The sequence below is a fragment of the Streptomyces sp. NPDC018610 genome (genome assembly GCF_044391765.1).
Taxonomy (GTDB): domain Bacteria; phylum Actinomycetota; class Actinomycetes; order Streptomycetales; family Streptomycetaceae; genus Streptomyces.
This window is the reverse complement of the sequence record NZ_JBISAL010000002.1, coordinates 448,544-465,474: the sequence shown is the minus strand read 5'-3', so window position 1 is coordinate 465,474 and position 16,931 is coordinate 448,544. Positions and strand designations below refer to the sequence as shown.

Sequence of the window (16,931 nt, the reverse complement as noted above, 5' to 3'; positions counted from 1 at the left end):
TCCGGACAATCGGACTACACGACTTCCCGTCACCCTGTGGCGGGACTACGCTCGTGGCCGTGCCGAAACCAGAAGTGGACCCCACCGTGTCACTCGGGCTCCGTGTGGACCGGGGTTCGCCGGTGCCGCTGTACTTCCAGCTGGCACAGCAACTGGAGGCGGCGATCGAGCAGGGCGCCCTGACCCCCGGCAGCCTGCTGGGCAACGAGATCGAGCTCGCCGCGCGGCTCGGTCTGTCCCGGCCCACCGTCCGCCAGGCCATCCAGTCGCTGGTCGACAAGGGACTGCTGGTGCGCCGCCGCGGGGTCGGCACCCAGGTGGTGCACAGCCAGGTCAGGCGCCCCCTGGAGCTGAGCAGTCTCTACGACGACCTGGAGGCGGCCGGGCAGCGGCCGACGAGCAGGGTCCTGGTCAACACGGTCGCCCCGGCCTCCGCCGAGCTGGCCGCCGTGCTCGGGGTGGCCGAGGGCAGTGACGTGCACCGCCTCGAACGGCTCCGGCTCGCGCACGGCGAGCCGATGGCGTACCTGGTCAACCATCTGCCGCCCGGCCTGCTGGACCTGGACACCGGGCGGCTGGAGGCCACCGGCCTGTACCGGCTGATGCGCTCGAACGGGATCACCCTGCACAGCGCCCGCCAGTCGATCGGCGCCCGCGCCGCCACCCCGGTGGAGGCCGAGCGCCTCGGCGAGGAGGAGGGCGCCCCGCTGCTCACCATGGAGCGCACCACCTACGACGACACCGGCCGCGCCGTCGAGTTCGGCACCCACACCTACCGCCCGTCCCGCTACTCCTTCGACTTCCAGCTGCTCGTACGACCCTGAGGGCGGGGGCGCTCCGCGCCGGGGGCGACGACGCCGGCAGTGCTGTGAGCCGGCGGTGCCGCGGGCCCGCGGTGCCGCGAGCCGGCCGGGCCTCGGACGGACGCCGGTCCGGCCGCGCACGTCACAATGTCCGGACAATGCGCACACCCCCCGCGCCCCGGTCGCACGCCTCCTTGCGCTCATATCTGATAATGGGATGTTCGGGGTTGATGAAATCGTCATCGACCCCGCGCGTACGTTCGCACGTTCACACACGGCTAGAAGGGCACAGCCTCGTGGCACGGTTTCCAACCTGGGTAGGCATCGCGCTCGCAGGGGCACTCTCGTTGTCCCTGGCGGGGTGCAGCAGCACTGGCGGCAAACGGGCGGAGGACGCCCGCAAGGCCGCGGCGGCCCAGGGGAGGGCGGCGGTGAACACCCCCCGCTGGACCTTCGCGATGATCACGCACTCCGGTGACGGCGACACCTTCTGGGACATCGTGCAGAGCGGCGCCAAGCAGGCCGCCGTGAAGGACAACATCAACTTCCTGTACTCGCACGACGACGAGGCGCAGCAGCAGGCGCAGCTCGTGGACGCGGCGGTGGACAAGAAGGTCGACGCCATCATCGTCACCCTGGCCAAGCCCGACGCCATGAAGGCCGCCGTGGCCCGCGCCGAGAAGGCCGGCATACCGGTGATCACGGTGAACTCCGGCTCCGCGGAGTCCAAGGAGTTCGGCGCCCTCACCCACGTCGGCCAGGACGAGACGGTGGCCGGCGAGGCCGTCGGCGAGGAGCTCACCAAGCGCGGCCGCAAGAAGGCGCTGTGCGTCCTGCACGAACAGGGCAACGTCGGCCACGAGCAGCGCTGCGCCGGCGTGGCCAAGACCTTCGACGGCAAGGTGGAGAACCTGTACGTCAACGGCACCAACATGCCGGACGTCCAGTCCGCGATCGAGGCCAAGCTCCAGGCCGACAAGTCCGTCGACGCGGTCGTCACGCTCGGCGCTCCGTACGCGGACACGGCCGTCAAGGCCAGGACGGACGCGGGCAGCAAGGCCGAGATCGACACCTTCGACCTCAACGCCAAGGTCGCCGCGGAGCTGAAGAACGGCACGCTGGGCTTCGCCGTCGACCAGCAGCCGTACCTGCAGGGTTATGAGGCCGTCGACCTGCTGTGGCTGTACAAGTACAACAACGACGTCCTCGGCGGCGGCAAGCCGGTGCTCACCGGCCCGCAGATCGTCACCAAGGACCAGGCGTCCGCTCTCAAGGAGTACGCGGAGCGGGGCACCCGATGAGCACCACCACGAGCAAGGCCACGACCGGCGCCGACGAGAGAGCCCCGCACGGCTCGCCGCTGCGCAAGCTGCTCTCCCGGCCCGAGCTGGGCTCCGTCGTCGGCGCGGTCGCCGTCCTGATCTTCTTCGCCGTCGTGGCCGACGGCTTCCTGCGCGCCTCCAGCCTGAGCACCGTCCTGTACGCGTCCTCGACGATCGGCATCATGGCGGTCCCGGTCGCGCTGCTGATGATCGGCGGCGAGTTCGACCTGTCCGCGGGCGTGATGGTGACCTCCTCCGCCCTGGTCTCGTCGATGTTCAGCTACCAGATGACCGCCAACGTCTGGGTCGGCGTCGGCGTCTCCCTGCTGGTCACCCTCGCCATCGGCGCCTTCAACGGCTTCATGCTGACCCGCACCAAGCTGCCCAGCTTCATCATCACGCTGGGCACCTTCCTGATGCTGACCGGAATGAACCTCGGCTTCACCAAGCTGATCGACGGCACCGTCTCCACCAAGACGATCGGCGACATGGAGGGCTTCCCGGCCGCCCACGCCGTCTTCGCCTCGACCTTCACCGTCGGCGGCGTCGACTTCAAGGTCACCATCCTGTGGTGGTTCGGCCTGGTCGCCCTCGCCTCCTGGATCCTGCTGCGCACCCGCACGGGCAACTGGATCTTCGCCGTCGGCGGCAACCAGGACGCCGCCCGCGCGGTCGGCGTCCCGGTGACGCGGACCAAGATCGGCCTCTACATGGGCGTGGCCCTCGGCGCCTGGATCTCCGGCCAGCACCTGCTGTTCTCCTTCGACGCGGTGCAGTCCGGCGAGGGCGTCGGCAACGAGCTGATCTACATCATCGCCGCCGTGATCGGCGGCTGCCTGATCACCGGCGGCTACGGCAGCGCCGTGGGCTCGGCGGTCGGCGCGTTCCTGTTCGGCATGACCAGCAAGGGCATCGTCTTCGCCGAGTGGAACCCCGACTGGTTCAAGTTCTTCCTCGGAGCGATGCTGCTCCTCGCGACCCTGCTCAACGCCTGGGTCCGCAAACGGGCGGAGGCCGCCAAGTGACGCAGACCGAAGCACGTACGGCGCTCGTCGAGCTGTCCGACGTCAGCAAGAACTACGGCACCGTCCGCGCCCTGGAGGGCGTCTCCCTGGAGGTCCACGCCGGGGAGATCACCTGTGTCCTCGGCGACAACGGCGCCGGCAAGTCGACCCTCATCAAGATCATCGCCGGGCTGCACCGGCACGACGGCGGCGTCCTGCGCGTCGAGGGGGAGGACACCCGGCTCTCCTCGCCGCGCGCGGCGCTGGACCTGGGCATCGCCACCGTCTACCAGGACCTCGCCGTCGTGGGCCTGATGCCGGTGTGGCGCAACTTCTTCCTCGGCTCGGAGCCCACGAAGGGCGCCGGCCCCTTCAAGCGCATGGACGTCGGCCTCATGCGCAGGACCACGCACGAGGCGCTGCTGCGCATGGGCATCGACCTCAGGGACGTCGACCAGCCCATCGGCACCCTGTCGGGCGGCGAACGCCAGTGCGTGGCGATCGCCCGCGCCGTCCACTTCGGCGCCAAGGTGCTCGTCCTCGACGAGCCCACCGCAGCCCTCGGCGTGAAGCAGTCGGGCATGGTCCTGAAGTACGTGGCCGCCGCCCGCGACGAGGGTCTGGGCGTCGTCCTCATCACCCACAACCCCCACCACGCGTACCTGGTCGGCGACCGTTTCGTGCTGCTCAAGAGGGGCGCGATGGTGGGACATCACACACGGGACCAGATCACCCTGGACGAGCTGACCCGGCAGATGGCGGGCGGCAGCGAACTCGACGACCTGAGGCATGAGCTCGAGAAATCGGCCTGACGACGGCGCCGCGACGGCCCCCGCAGGCGGCTCCACGCGCGCGCGTGGAGCCCGTCGCGGGCGCCCGGCCGTCGCCGCCCTGTACGACGTCCTTAACGCCGGTGCGGCAGAATCGGGGCCGATGAGCACCTACCGCGACCTCACCGCCCCCATCGGCTCCCGACGGGCCACGGTCCTGCGCACCGTGGGCACCCGGGAGCGCCGTTCCCATCTCACGGCGCCCCGCGTGCCCACGGTCGGCATCGACATCGGCGGCACCAAGGTGATGGCGGGCGTCGTCGACGCCGACGGGAACATCCTGGAACGGCTGCGCACCGAGACCCCGGACAAGTCCAAGAGCCCCAAGGTCGTCGAGGACACCATCGTCGAACTGGTGCTTGACCTGTCCGACCGGCACGACGTGCACGCGGTCGGCATCGGCGCGGCCGGCTGGGTCGACGCCGACCGCAACCGCGTCCTGTTCGCGCCCCACCTGTCCTGGCGCAACGAGCCGCTGCGCGACCGCCTCTCCGAGCGGCTGTCGGTGCCGGTCCTCGTCGACAACGACGCGAACGCCGCCGCCTGGGCCGAGTGGCGCTTCGGCGCCGGCCGCGGCGAGGACCACCTCGTCATGATCACGCTGGGCACCGGCATCGGCGGCGCGATCCTGGAGGACGGCCAGGTCAAGCGCGGCAGATTCGGCGTCGCCGGCGAGTTCGGGCACATGCAGGTCGTGCCCGGCGGCCACCGCTGCCCGTGCGGCAACCGCGGCTGCTGGGAGCAGTACAGCTCCGGCAACGCCCTGGTCCGCGAGGCCCGCGAGCTGGCCGCGGCCGACTCCCCGGTCGCCTACGGCATCATCGAGCACGTCAAGGGCAGCATCGCCGACATCAGCGGCCCCATGATCACCGAGCTGGCCCGCGAGGGCGACGCCATGTGCGTCGAACTGCTCCAGGACATCGGCCAGTGGCTCGGCGTCGGCATCGCCAACCTCGCCGCCGCCCTCGACCCGTCCTGCTTCGTCATCGGCGGCGGCGTCTCGGCCGCCGACGACCTCCTGATCGGCCCCGCGCGCGACGCCTTCAAGCGCCACCTCACCGGCCGCGGCTACCGCCCCGAGGCCCGCATCGTGCGCGCCCAGCTCGGCCCCGAGGCCGGCATGGTCGGCGCCGCCGACCTGGCCCGGCTGGTCGCCCGCCGCTTCCGGCGCGCCAAGCGCCGCCGGGTCGAGCGCCAGGAGCGCTACGAGCGGTACGCCGAGGCCCGGCGCACCGCCCGGGAGGCACTGTGACGATGTCACTGCCGCGCCAGGCGGCACCCCCGCAGCAACCGCCGCCGCCCCGGCGGACCGAGACCCGCCACGAGCGCAACCGGCGCCGGGCCCTCACCCTGCTGATCATCGGCCTGCTCATCGGCGTACCGGCCGGCTACCTGGTCTGGTGCGCCCACCAGAGCCGCGACAGCGGCAGGGACAAGGCAGCCAAGTACGCGGCGACCGGTCTCACCCCCACCTACCCGGCCAAGATCCAGCGCCGCCTCTACGAGGTGCCGGTGCCGCACCCCGCCGACCGGGTCGCCTCCTACGAGACGAACAACTGGCGCACCAGCCGCCTCTACGTCCAGTTCCGGACCACCGCGGCCGGCCTCGACACCTTCCTCGACGCCATGGGCGTCGACCGGGGCGACCTCAAGAAGGGCGCCGTCACCATCAGCGCCCGCGACCGCCAGGTCAGCGGCTGGACCTTCCAGGACCCCGGCCCGTGGTGGGGCCTCAGCCACAGCCAGACCAACCCCGCCCCCACCCAGGACGTCGTCGTCAACCTGTCCAACCCGGTCCTCCCGATGGTCTACGTCGTCTCCCGCACCGTTCCCTGACCGCCGCCCCGCCCCGGGCTCCGGCGGCCCGGAAGCGGCGCCGGAGCCGATTGTCAGACCCCGCCCGTAGAGTCGAAGACGACTGACTCGACAGGCGAGCGGGAGGTGACAGGACGTATGAGCGGGACAGCCGTGGCGCGGACAGCCGTCGCGGAGACGACCGGGGCGCACACGGGCGGCGCGGACACGGTGTCCACGCGGCTCGCCGCCGTCTTCCTGCCCGCGCCCCTGCCGCGCGAGAGCCTCATCGCCTTCTGGGACCCGGCAGGCGAGGTGTGGCCCCAAGGACCCACGGCCGACGCCGTGCCGTGGACCGACGAGGACACAGCCGCCGACGCCGCGCCGTGGACCGACTCCCGCGCGGCCGACGGCCCGCCCGTGCCTCAGGGCCCCGCTGCCGGCGACCCGCCCGCCCCCGAGGACCCCGCCGCCGACGCCCGGCCCGTACGCACCCGCCTCACGGTCGTGCGCAGGCACGGCACCGGAGCGCGCCGCAGGACCGCCCCCGCCCTCACCCTGCCGGTCGGCGAGGCCCTGCCCCACCTCGTGCGCGCCCGCCACGACCCGGCCGCCCATCCCGCCACGGCCTGCTGGGGAGCGGCGGCCCTGCACGCGCTGCGGCTCACCGCCCGCGGCCGGCTGCTGCCCGGCCTGACCGCCACCGGGCACGACGCCTGGCGCGCCGGCCCCCTCGACCCGGACGACATCGCCCACCTGCGCGCGATCGCCGCCGCGATGCCCTACGAGGGCCACGCGGTCCCGCTGCCCGGCCCGGGCCGCATCCTCCTGCCCGAACCGGAGGCGCTGCTGCGCGCCTTCCTCGACGCGGTCGCCGACACCCTGCCCCGCACCCCGGCCGCGCCCCACACCGCCGGCAGGCCCTTCGCGGACCGCCAGCCGCAGCACCTGCCCGCCGCCCACGACTGGGCGGCCGAGGTCGCCGCCGGCATGGACGCGGGCGTACGGATCTCGCTGCGCCTGGACCTGTCGGCGTACGACCTGTTCGACGGCGAGGACCGGGACGACGCGGCGGCCCGCAGGGCGGGCGCCGCGATCGTCCAGGTGCACAGCCTCGCCGACCCCACCCTCGTCGCCGACGCGGCGGCCCTGTGGGCGGGCGAGGCCGACACGTCGTTCGGCCCCCGCGCGCGCGTGGACACCGCCCTCGCCGTGCGGCGCGCGGCCCGTGTGTGGCCGCCGCTGGACCGGCTCGCCGAACAGGAGACGCCCGACGTCCTCGCCCTGTCCGAGGACGAGGTCAGCGAGCTGCTCGGGGTGGCCGCGACCCGGCTCGCCGCGGCCGGCGTCGCGGTGCACTGGCCCCGCGACCTCGCCCAGGACCTGTCCGCCACCGCCGTGGTGCGGTCCGCTCCGGGCTCCGCGACCGACGGCACCGGATTCTTCGAGAGCGAGGACCTGCTCCAGTTCCGGTGGCAGCTGGCGCTCGGCGGCGATCCGCTCAGCGACGCCGAGATGGACGCCCTCGCCGAGGCCCACCGCCCGGTCGTGCGACTGCGCGACCGCTGGGTCCTCGTCGACCCCGCCCTCGTCCGCAAGGCACGCCGGCGCGACCTCGGCCTGCTCGACCCCGTCGACGCGCTGTCCGTGGCCCTCACCGGCACCGCGGAGGTCGACGGCGAGACGATCGAGGCCGTCCCGGCCGGGGCGCTCGCCGCGCTGCGCGACCGGATCACGGCGGGGGTGCGGCCCGCGGAGCCGCCACCGGGCCTCGACGCCACCCTGCGCGACTACCAGCTGCGCGGCCTGGGCTGGCTCGACCTCATGACCTCCCTCGGCCTCGGCGGCTGCCTCGCCGACGACATGGGCCTCGGCAAGACCGTCACCCTCATCGCCCTGCACCTGAAGCGGGCGCACGACGACCCCACCCTGGTCGTCTGCCCCGCCTCCCTGCTGGGCAACTGGCAGCGGGAGATCACCCGGTTCGCGCCCGGCGTCCCCGTCCGCCGCTTCCACGGCCCCGACCGCACCCTCGAAGGCCTGACCGGGGGCTTCGTCCTCACCACGTACGGCACCATGCGCTCCGCGGCGGCGACCCTGGCCGAACGACGCTGGGGCATGGTCGTCGCGGACGAGGCGCAGCACGTCAAGAACCCGTACTCGGCGACCGCGAAGGCGCTGCGCACGATCCCGTCCCCCGCGCGCGTGGCCCTCACCGGCACCCCTGTGGAGAACAACCTCTCCGAACTGTGGGCTCTTCTCGACTGGACCACCCCCGGGCTCCTCGGCCCCCTGAAGTCCTTCCGCGCCCGGCACGCGCGCGCCGTGGAGAACGGCGAGGACGCGGAGGCGGTGGAGCGGCTGGCCCGCCTGGTGCGCCCGTTCCTGCTGCGCCGCCGCAAGTCCGACCCGGGCATCGTGCCCGAACTGCCGCCCAAGACCGAGACGGACCACCCGGTCCCGCTCACCCGCGAGCAGGCCGCGCTGTACGAGGCGGTGGTGCGCGAGTCGATGTCCGCCATCGGGACCGCGCAGGGGATGGCCCGCCGCGGTCTGGTCCTCAAGCTGCTGACCTCGCTCAAGCAGATCTGCGACCACCCGGCCCTGTACCTGAAGGACGAGCGGACGAGGGGCGGCGATCCGGCCGGCCGCTCCGGCAAACTCGCCCTGCTGGACGAACTGCTCGACACCCTGCTCGCCGAGGACGGCTCGGCCCTGGTCTTCACCCAGTACGTCGGCATGGCCCGCCTGATCACCGCGCACCTCGCGGCCCGCGCGGTCCCGGTCGACCTCCTGCACGGCGGGACGCCGGTGCCCGAGCGCGAGCGCATGGTGGACCGCTTCCAGGCCGGTGAGACCCCCGTGCTCGTGCTGTCCCTGAAGGCGGCCGGCACCGGCCTGAACCTCACCCGCGCGGGCCATGTCGTCCACTTCGACCGCTGGTGGAACCCGGCGGTCGAGGAACAGGCCACCGACCGCGCCTACCGCATCGGCCAGACCCAGCCCGTGCAGGTGCACCGCCTCATCACCGAGGGCACCGTGGAGGACCGCATCGCCGAGATGCTCGCCGCCAAGCGGGCCCTGGCCGACGCGATCCTCGGCACCGGCGAGTCGGCCCTGACCGAACTGACCGACCGCGAGCTGACCGACCTGGTGTCGCTGCGGAGGGGGGCCTGATGGCGACGACGGAACACCGGGAGACGGGGCACCGCACCGACGCGAACCGTGCCGACGAGCCGCACGAGGGGGAGCCGATCCCGCTCGCTCCCGAGCCGCCCACCGGCGAGGCCGGCCCCGCGTCCAGGGCACCGTACGAGGCCCACCCCGTCGCACCGGGTGAGGAGGACGGACCGCCGCAGGGGACGCTCGCGGGGGAGGAGCCGCTTCACGGACAGGGACCGGCGGGGGACGAGCCCCGCACCGGTCAGGAGTCGGCGGGGGAGGAGCCACGTCACGGCGGGACGCCCGGGGGCGGGGCGTCGGCGCTCGCACCGGCGGCAGCCCGACCCGGCGACGTGGCACGCGAGGCGCTGCGCGCCGCCCGCAGGCGGCAGACGCCGCCCGGTACGCCTGCGACGGCGGACGGCTCGACCGAGCAGGGCTCCACCGAGCGAGGTCCGGCCCCGCACCACCCGGCGCAGGACGGTCCACCCGGCCCGGACGACGACGGTCCGGCGGCGCACGCTGCGGCGGGGCGCGCGTCCCGGCCCGGTGACCTCGCCCGCGAGGCCCTGCGCCGCGCGGTCTCGGCCCGACGCGGCGGTGAGACCAGGCCCAGCCCCGACACCACCCCACCGACATCCGGCACCGCACCGGACGCCCCGCCGCCATCCGACACCGCACCGGACGCCCCGCCGGCATCCGACACTCCGCCGACGCGGGTCGTGCCGGCGGCGCCCGACGCCGTCGAACCGGCGGGCACCGCTCCGCGGACACCAGTCGGCGGCCCACGCCCCGCCGACGTGGCCCGCGAAGCCCTGCGCGCGGCGCGCGCCCGCGGCGAGGCGCAGACCGAGCAGCCCCGGACCCGGACCGGGCCCCGGCCCCAGCAGGAGGCTCGCCCCCGACCCGCCGGGCCGCAGAGCCAGAGCCCGACGCCGACACCCGCGGCGACCACCGAGGACACCGTCCGGCCACGCCGTTCCGCACTCCCCGTCGGACGACCGCGAAGCGGCGTCGCGGACACCGGTGCGGGCGCCGGCACCCGACCGGACACCGTGGGGGAAGTGCTCGCGGGCGCCCTCCGGACGCACGCCCTGCCGACCCGCACGCCGACGGCGCGGGCGAGCGGCGACAGCCGGGAATCCCGGGGCGGTGCCGGCCGGCCCGTCGGTCCGCTCCCGACGGCCGTACCGGCGGACGTCGACACCACCCCGTACGCCGACCGTCCCGGCGGACGATCCACCGGCGCGGACCCCGACGCCGCGACAGGTCCCGGCCCCGGCCCCGACGCCGCGACGAGCACCGGCCCCGGCCCCGACGCCGTGCTGGGCGCCGCATCCGGTTCCGGCGGCCCCGACCACGGCCCTGAGGCGCATGCCGCTGCCGCCCCCCTGGTCCCCCGGACCATGGCCTCCCCGAGGCGCGACGGCGAACTGCGCCGTACGTTCCCGCCGTTCCCCGCCCGGACGTCCGACGGCTCCGGCTTCGCCGAGACCTGGTGGGGCGACGCGTGGCTCACCGCGCTGGAGGAGGGCGCGCTGGACGCGGCGCGGCTGGCCCGGGGGCGGGGCTACGCGGAGAAGGGACACGTGGACGCCATCACCGTGACCCCGGGCCTCGTCCTGGCCTACGTACAGGGCAGCCGCCCCCGCCCGTACCGGGTCCAGGTGCGGTTGCGGACGCTGGACGACGCGGACTGGGCCCGTTTCCTCGACGCTGCAGCCGACCGCCCCGGACACATCGCCGCGCTCCTGGACAAGGAGATGCCCCAGACCCTCGCCGACTGCGGGGTCCCCCTGCTCCCCGGCCCCGGCGACCTGGAACCGCACTGCAGCTGCCCCGACCGCGGCCACCCCTGCAAACACGCGGCGGCCCTCTGCTACCAGACCGCACGTCTGCTCGACGCCGATCCGTTCGTCCTGCTGCTGCTCCGCGGGCGGGGCGAGCGGGAGCTGCTCGACGCGCTGTCCCGGCTGAGCGCCGCCCGCGCGGCGCGCGCCGCGCGCGACCGGGAACCGGAGCCCCTGCCGGGGGTGCGGGCCACCGACGCCCTCGCGCCCCGTCGGCTCCCACCCCTGCCCGCGCCCTTTCCGCCCCCGCCGCACCCCGAGCAGCCCCCGGTGTATCCGGCGGCCCCGGGCGGCCCGGACCCGTTCGCCCTGGACCAGCTGGCGACCGACGCCGCCGCCCGCGCCCACGCCCTGCTCACCACCGGCCGCGACCCCGTGGGCGGGCTGACGCTGTGGCAGGACGCGGTACGCCTGGCCGCCGCCCGGCCCGGTTCCGGCCTGACCGCCGCGACCCGCGCCCTGTACGCCTCGCTCGCCTCGGCCACCGGACGCACCCCGAACGAACTGGCGCGCGCCGTGGCCGCCTGGCGGCAGGGCGGTCCGGCGGGCCTCGCCGTCCTGGAGGAGCCCTGGGACCCGCCGGCCGGCCGGTTCGACCGGGCCCGCCCGCTGCTCCTCGCCGCCGACCTGCCCGTCTTCCGGCCGTACCGCAACCGGCTCACCCACCCCGGCGGCCGTCTCCAGCTCCGTCTGGGCCGGGAGGGCCTGTGGTACGCGTACGAGTCCGAACCAGGCCGCGAGGACTGGTGGCCGCGCGGCACCCCCGACCTGGACCCGGTCGGTGCGCTGACCGGTCTGGCCGCGCCCGCCGGCCTCTGACCCGCCCGGCCCCCGCCGGCCTCTGACCCGCCCGGCCCGCCCGGCCCGCCCGGCCTCGAACGCCGCGAGGGCGTGCGGGGCCGGCCCGGCGAACGTCGCCTCTTGCGGCCCTAAGGGCTGTCCCGTGATCCCTGGCGGGCGCGCGACGACGGCCACGGAACCCCCAGCCTTCGGCCGGGGGTTCCCCCCCCGGGGCGTGGACGGGCTGCTGCGTCTTCACGATCTGGGGCCGGACCGCGTCGTGCGGCCACTCCCGCGCCCGGTCCTCGAGGTCTCCGGTCGTCCCGCTGACGGTGTCACCGGTGGCGGGATCCTTGTCGTCGAGTCCGGAGAACGGGCAGGTGTCCATGACGGGATGATCGGATCGTCCGGCACGGGGGCCTCGGATTCGCCGATGGGCAGTCCCGCGTCCCGCGACGAGTCGCCGGGCAGTGCGCCCGGGAATTCCCGCTTCACCGTCACCGCGCGTTCCTGCGGCCCGCCACACGAACCGTGAGGGAAAAGGACGTCGACGTCCTGGACGGGTCGGGGATGTGAATCGGGGTGGGAATCGGGGTGCGGACACCGAGTTCATCCGGGGTCAGCAGTACCTCGATGCCACCGAACTCGTGAGCCTTTGTGTCGCTTTTCCCGCTACGGCGCGGCCGCGGGGGCCGTCTTCACGGGGCCGGGAACGGGGAACGGCGGACGAGGGCGCGGTGCCGGTGGGCGCCCCCTGAGGCCCGGTCTCGCGGCGGGACTTCTCGGGTTCGGGCAAGGTGTCATGACGGAGCGGGGACGCCGACGGACCGGCCTCCCCCTTTCCCCCGCCGCGGCCGGAGAGGGCCGGAGCCGTCACCGCGAGCACGGTGACGGCTGCCGGGCCCGGTGCGCCCGGGGCATGATCAGTCACAGGCCCCGACGGTCTGGACGTTGTCCACGACGGCCTTGCCGCTGGAGTCCTTCATGTAGGAGTAGACCGTGCCGCAGTAGCCGCGCTTCTGGTAGACCGGGCCGGCGTACGAGCCGTAGGTGCCGAAGTCCTCGGCGGCGGGGTCCGCGGTGTAGTTGGACCGCAGACGCACGCCCATGTACCGGCTGGCGCCGGTGTCGTTGAAGAAGACCGCGCAGATGGGCTTGTCGTAGTACCCGGAGCCCGAGGTGCCGTTGGTCCAGGTGTAGGTGGTGCCGTTGGTGCCGTAGCGCCAGGCGCCGACGGAGATGGTGTAGCCGGAGCCGCACACGTTGGCGGTGGCGGTGGCGGCGACGGCGTCCGCGCCGATGATGCTCTTCGTCTCCGCCGACGCGCCCTTGGCCACCTTGATGCCGTTGATGTCCAGCGTCGCGACGGGGGCGTTCGCCTTGAGGGCGGGACCCTCGGCGGCCGATGCGGCCGGGACGGCCGTCATGAGGCCGAGCAGCACGGCGGCGGCGACGCCCACACGTATCGAAGCGGTCTTCACGTGAACTCCTCGCACGGCATGGAAATGCCTGATGTCGACTGAATGATTGAATGCGCGCACCATGGCCCGGCGGCCGAGGGGCAGGGGCGGGCGCGATGCCCGTACGGCACGGTGAACGTCCGACGGAACCCGTGCTTCTCGACCCGACGGGTCGATGAGGCGTCACGGGACCGCGGAAAGGCCGTAGGTGATCACATGATCGGCACTGTGTGGCAAGCCGGGCCACATCAGGGCATGTTGTCGGCGCTCCGCTTCTCAGCGGAATTCCCGAGCTTCGCGACATGCCGGCGGGCATGCGGCGAAACGGAACCAACTCGCATAGCGATCTCCCCCGTCGCACACTGATTCCTGCACCCATGAGGAGGGTCCTTCACGGGAACCTCACCTCGTGGCCACCGGAGCATATGCCGATGCCGCGCACGGGGAACAGGAGTTTTCGGCGTGCGGAGTTCCCGGAAGGGAAGCCGTGTCACCGAGCGTCACCGACGAGTTCGACTTGCCCGAATTCACGGGAATACTCGTTGCCTGGTCAATTCTTTGGCGTTCAACGGGATTGGAGGGGCGATTATCGGCCACCGACTCACCGGTCGGCCCTCCGTCCGGGGCGGGGGCGGGGAGGCCTCGATTCCCCTTGGAGGGCCGGGGGTGCGGCGCCACGATCCGCCACTGTGGCGAGATCGCGACACCCGGCCAAACCGCCCAGGCCGGAGGGCGTTGAACGTGCGGTCGCGCGGAGCGCGGGAGGTGACTCTCCGGGTATGTGACGTTACTCACGCGACCGGAGTGCTTGAGTTCGCGCGTGTGATGCCGTACGCCCCGACGTGACCGAACGGCTCCCGGCCTGCGAGGAGTTCCCGCTCCGGGCGGCCGAGTGGCCCGCGCGGAGGTGACGCGCGGACGGGGCGGGCCGGGTGGGCCTCCGGAAGTCCTCACCGACCGGACCACGCCGTCGGCGCAGGTCCGCGCACCGGGCCGTCGCCCCGAGTCGCCGGGCGAACACACCTTCTCCGCCAACTGCCCTGTGAGGGAGCCCTGTTGGCTCGTCACCCTACCCGCTTCGGCACCGGCCCGGCCGTCGCGCCCGCCGGAGCGACGGGGCGACGCCGGAATCCGGCCAACGGTGACGTACCCGGCCGGTCCCGCCGTGGGACGAGGCCGCTCGGTTCCCCCGGTCGTGGGGGAGCCCGTTGGGCATGAGAGGGTCTGACGGGTGAGTGAGACACCGTCGAACACCCTGCAATACCGCTTTGACGGGCCAGAAGAGGCTCCCGTCCTGATCCTGGGCCCCTCACTGGGCACCACATGGCACAGGTTGTAGAGACCGTCTTCGGGCGTCCAGGTCAGTCCAGGGCGGGCGCGTGATGGCAGGTCAGGGCATCGCAGTCCGGGGGAGTCGGCGTAGTTGGTGACAGACGTGTGAGAGCGCCTGTGAGAGAGGCGTTCGACGGCGAGCTCCTGCAGCCGCGGGTCGGCGGGGGCTTCCGAGCGGGTGTGCTGCGGCTCCGGCGGTGGCACCGTACCCCCCGGGTTCTCGTCCACCGAGCGCGTGCCGCGCGGGCGCGGTGATGGCACACGCCTGCGGTGGGTGCAGCCTGGGGCTTCTGGTGATCAACAGGTCATGGCCTTCGCCTCTGCGAAGTCGACAGCCCTTAGGGGGGTCTCTGAGGCGATGCCTGCCACCGCCGAGGGGCGCACGGGTGTTTCTCGTCGGCGGGCTCTTCATGACCGCTCATGCCTGCCAACATCTCTTTGTTCCGGTTGCGGAGCTTGGGGGTCTCGCGTGGTGTCGGCAGAGCAATGGTCAGCGGCTGCTGGAGCGCATCTTGGAGGACCAGCTTCGTAAGCTCGCGCCGGACAAGAGCCGGGACGACTTCTTCTCCGCCGGTGGGGAGGGCCCTCCCCACGGGGGTCCGTACCGGATACCGGCGCCCGCTGGGGCGGTCACTGGTCCTGGCTCAACTGTGCGAGGCGTACTTCCTCTGCATCGAGCCGTTCCTGTACCCGCAGCAGAACGGCGTCGTCGATACGGTGCCTGTCGCGCAGGGCGATGACGGCCGAGCGCTTGTGTTCCAGGAGTGCCAGGCGCAGGGAGGTCTCCCGTCGCCGGCGCCGCAGGAGAGGTTCGGACTGCGGGTCGCTCGCGGCGTCGGCGGCGTGCACTGTACTCAGGTGCGTTTCGTACTCGGCCTCCGCGGGGCTGACACCGCAAAGGGCAGCAAAGGACGCCTCGGTGTTCAGCCGCTCGGGATTGTCCCCCATGGTGATCAGGACAGTGACGGCGCTGTCCGGACCGATGCCCACCGGCACGAGCAGCTGTGGGGCGTGGCGTTCCCCGAGTCGGGCCAGCCGGCCTTCACTTCTTGCCCGAGTTGCCTGCTTCGCCTGGCCAGCCGGCACGAGGTGATCCGGGTGTCCTGCAACACCACCTCTTCACTGTCGTGGTCGTCTTTGCTGTCCTCGGTGAGCCGTGCGCAGGAACGAAGTGCTTGCGGTGTCCGAGGCTCCCCGGCGTGTGCCGAGGAGGCGCGGTTCTCTGCGCTGCCTCGGCACACTGAGCCCGCCCAGCCAGGTGGGCCGGGCGGGCGCTGTGCGGTCTGTCAGCCCATGTCCGTCAGGAGGGCGTTCAGTTCCTTCTCCTGCTGCGCGGGCGACATCGGCGGGTTCGAGTGGTCGATGCCGAAGGTCTTGAGCATCTTGTCCATCTGGGCGTCGATGGAGGTCCAGCCGGTCTGGTCCAGCGGCTGCAGCGACGCCTGGTCGGCGTCCCACAGGTCACGCAGCTTCTGGGCGGCCGCGTGGGCCCCGGTCTCGTTCCCCGAGCGTGCGTCCTTGAGGGAGGTGGAGGCGAGGGTCTTCAGCGCGGTGACCTTGGCGGGCGGGAACTTCTTGACCGCCTGGCCGGGAGCCATCTGGACAGCGGAGGTGTTGTCCTCCTCCGGCGCCGGGCCGACGTGCGGCTGGCTGTGGGCCCAGACCAGCAAGCCCGCGGTGACGACGGCGAGCAGTCCGAAGCCGGCCAGCGCGACGCGCTCCTTGCGCGGGTCGCCGGTGGTGTGTACGGCGTGGGCAGCCTCGTGGGCCTCGGTCACGTCCGAGCGCGTCACCGTCAGGTAGACCACCGTCGCCAGGATCAGGCCCAGGAAGATCACGCTGGTGGTGAACGTGCCCAGATCGAGACCAGTGGGGTCGCCGGGGTTCTCGGCGACCTTGGGGGAGGCGAGCCAGTCGCCGATGTTAGCGCCGAGCGGGCGGGTCAGGATGTAGGCGAGCCAGAAGGACAGTACCGGGTTGGCGCCGAACTTCCACAGCGCCGTGATCGCCGCGATGAGGCCGAGCGGTAGCAGGACCGAGACTCCCGGGCTCCAGCCGGTCAGCTCCAGCGTCCAGTCGCCGGTCGCGGTGCCGAGCGCGAAGGTGACGAGAACGGCGAGCCAGTAGAACGACTCCCGAGGCAGCGTGGTGACCGAGTGGATCGACAGCGTGCGCTCACGCAGCCACCAGACACCGAAGACCACCGCGAGCAGTACCGAGAAGACCGCGGAACTGATCCACAGCGGCACGTTGAGCTGGTCGGTCAGGATGTCGGTGTACAAGGTGCCCGTGACGCTGACAACGACCACGGTCAGCCAGTAAGGGAACGGGACGTACCGCTTCAGCCGCAGCTGGACGGCCAGGACCACCACGAACACCGCGGTGAAGATCCAGGCCGTGTTCACCAGGCCGACGCCCAGCTTCATGTTGATCCAGTCGGCGAAGCTCTCACCGACGGTCGTGCACAGGATCTTGATCAACCAAAACCAGATGGTGACCTCGGGAACCTTGTTGATCATGAGGCGCCCGCTGCGTGCGCGTGCTTCCGTTGTCGTCGTCATGCGGGGAGGTTCACGCGGGGAAGCTGCACATAA

11 protein-coding genes and 1 pseudogene are annotated in these 16,931 nt (G+C 72.9%); 9 read left to right on the top strand and 3 right to left on the bottom strand.

Annotated features, from left to right (window positions below; translation table 11 throughout):
• Positions 1–86: 86 nt before the first annotated feature.
• The 8 genes from ACH5A8_RS07420 (at position 87) to ACH5A8_RS07385 (ending at position 11,584) form a co-directional block, all read left to right on the top strand.
• A complete protein-coding gene (locus ACH5A8_RS07420) occupies positions 87–824 on the top strand; it encodes a GntR family transcriptional regulator (RefSeq protein ID WP_398999778.1) in 738 nt (245 codons plus the stop codon).
• A 275-nt stretch (positions 825–1,099) separates the two neighbouring features.
• Positions 1,100–2,104, top strand: a complete 1,005-nt coding sequence (locus tag ACH5A8_RS07415; protein WP_398998954.1) for a sugar ABC transporter substrate-binding protein — start codon at positions 1,100–1,102, stop codon at positions 2,102–2,104.
• Positions 2,101–3,150, top strand: a complete 1,050-nt coding sequence (locus tag ACH5A8_RS07410; RefSeq protein WP_398998952.1) for an ABC transporter permease — start codon at positions 2,101–2,103, stop codon at positions 3,148–3,150. The genes ACH5A8_RS07415 and ACH5A8_RS07410 overlap by 4 nt, the downstream gene beginning before the upstream one ends.
• Complete coding sequence (locus ACH5A8_RS07405; protein ID WP_398998949.1) at positions 3,147–3,941, top strand: ATP-binding cassette domain-containing protein; 795 nt, start codon at positions 3,147–3,149, stop codon at positions 3,939–3,941. Before ACH5A8_RS07410 ends, ACH5A8_RS07405 begins: the two co-directional genes overlap by 4 nt.
• Before the next feature lie 121 nt (positions 3,942–4,062).
• Entirely contained in the window at positions 4,063–5,211 is a 1,149-nt protein-coding gene (locus tag ACH5A8_RS07400) for an ROK family glucokinase (RefSeq protein WP_398998947.1), read from the top strand.
• Positions 5,208–5,795, top strand: coding sequence for a sugar kinase (locus ACH5A8_RS07395; RefSeq protein ID WP_398998944.1), 588 nt, complete (start codon positions 5,208–5,210; stop codon positions 5,793–5,795). The genes ACH5A8_RS07400 and ACH5A8_RS07395 overlap by 4 nt, the downstream gene beginning before the upstream one ends.
• Positions 5,796–5,912: 117 nt before the next feature.
• The gene (locus ACH5A8_RS07390) at positions 5,913–8,930 is read left to right on the top strand and encodes an SNF2-related protein (RefSeq protein ID WP_398998942.1); all 3,018 of its coding nucleotides are present in this window, start codon (positions 5,913–5,915) and stop codon (positions 8,928–8,930) included.
• A 1,049-nt stretch (positions 8,931–9,979) separates the two neighbouring features.
• A complete protein-coding gene (locus ACH5A8_RS07385) occupies positions 9,980–11,584 on the top strand; it encodes an SWIM zinc finger family protein (protein WP_398998940.1) in 1,605 nt (534 codons plus the stop codon).
• Between the two features lie 884 nt (positions 11,585–12,468).
• On the opposite strand, the gene ACH5A8_RS07380 is transcribed toward ACH5A8_RS07385, so the two are convergent.
• Entirely contained in the window at positions 12,469–13,026 is a 558-nt protein-coding gene (locus tag ACH5A8_RS07380) for a hypothetical protein (protein ID WP_398998938.1), read from the bottom strand.
• Positions 13,027–14,236: 1,210 nt separating this feature from the next.
• Between ACH5A8_RS07380 and ACH5A8_RS07375 the strand changes: the two are divergent.
• A pseudogene (locus ACH5A8_RS07375) lies at positions 14,237–14,335 on the top strand (3-oxoadipate enol-lactone hydrolase); the annotation flags it as partial.
• Positions 14,336–14,967: 632 nt separating this feature from the next.
• Here ACH5A8_RS07375 and ACH5A8_RS07370 read toward each other — a convergent pair.
• Together ACH5A8_RS07370 and ACH5A8_RS07365 are read right to left on the bottom strand one after the other, a co-directional pair.
• Complete coding sequence (locus ACH5A8_RS07370) at positions 14,968–15,333, bottom strand: transposase (RefSeq protein WP_398998936.1); 366 nt, start codon at positions 15,331–15,333, stop codon at positions 14,968–14,970.
• 290 nt (positions 15,334–15,623) lie between these two features.
• A complete protein-coding gene (locus ACH5A8_RS07365) occupies positions 15,624–16,898 on the bottom strand; it encodes a hypothetical protein (protein WP_398998934.1) in 1,275 nt (424 codons plus the stop codon).
• Positions 16,899–16,931: the final 33 nt, after the last annotated feature.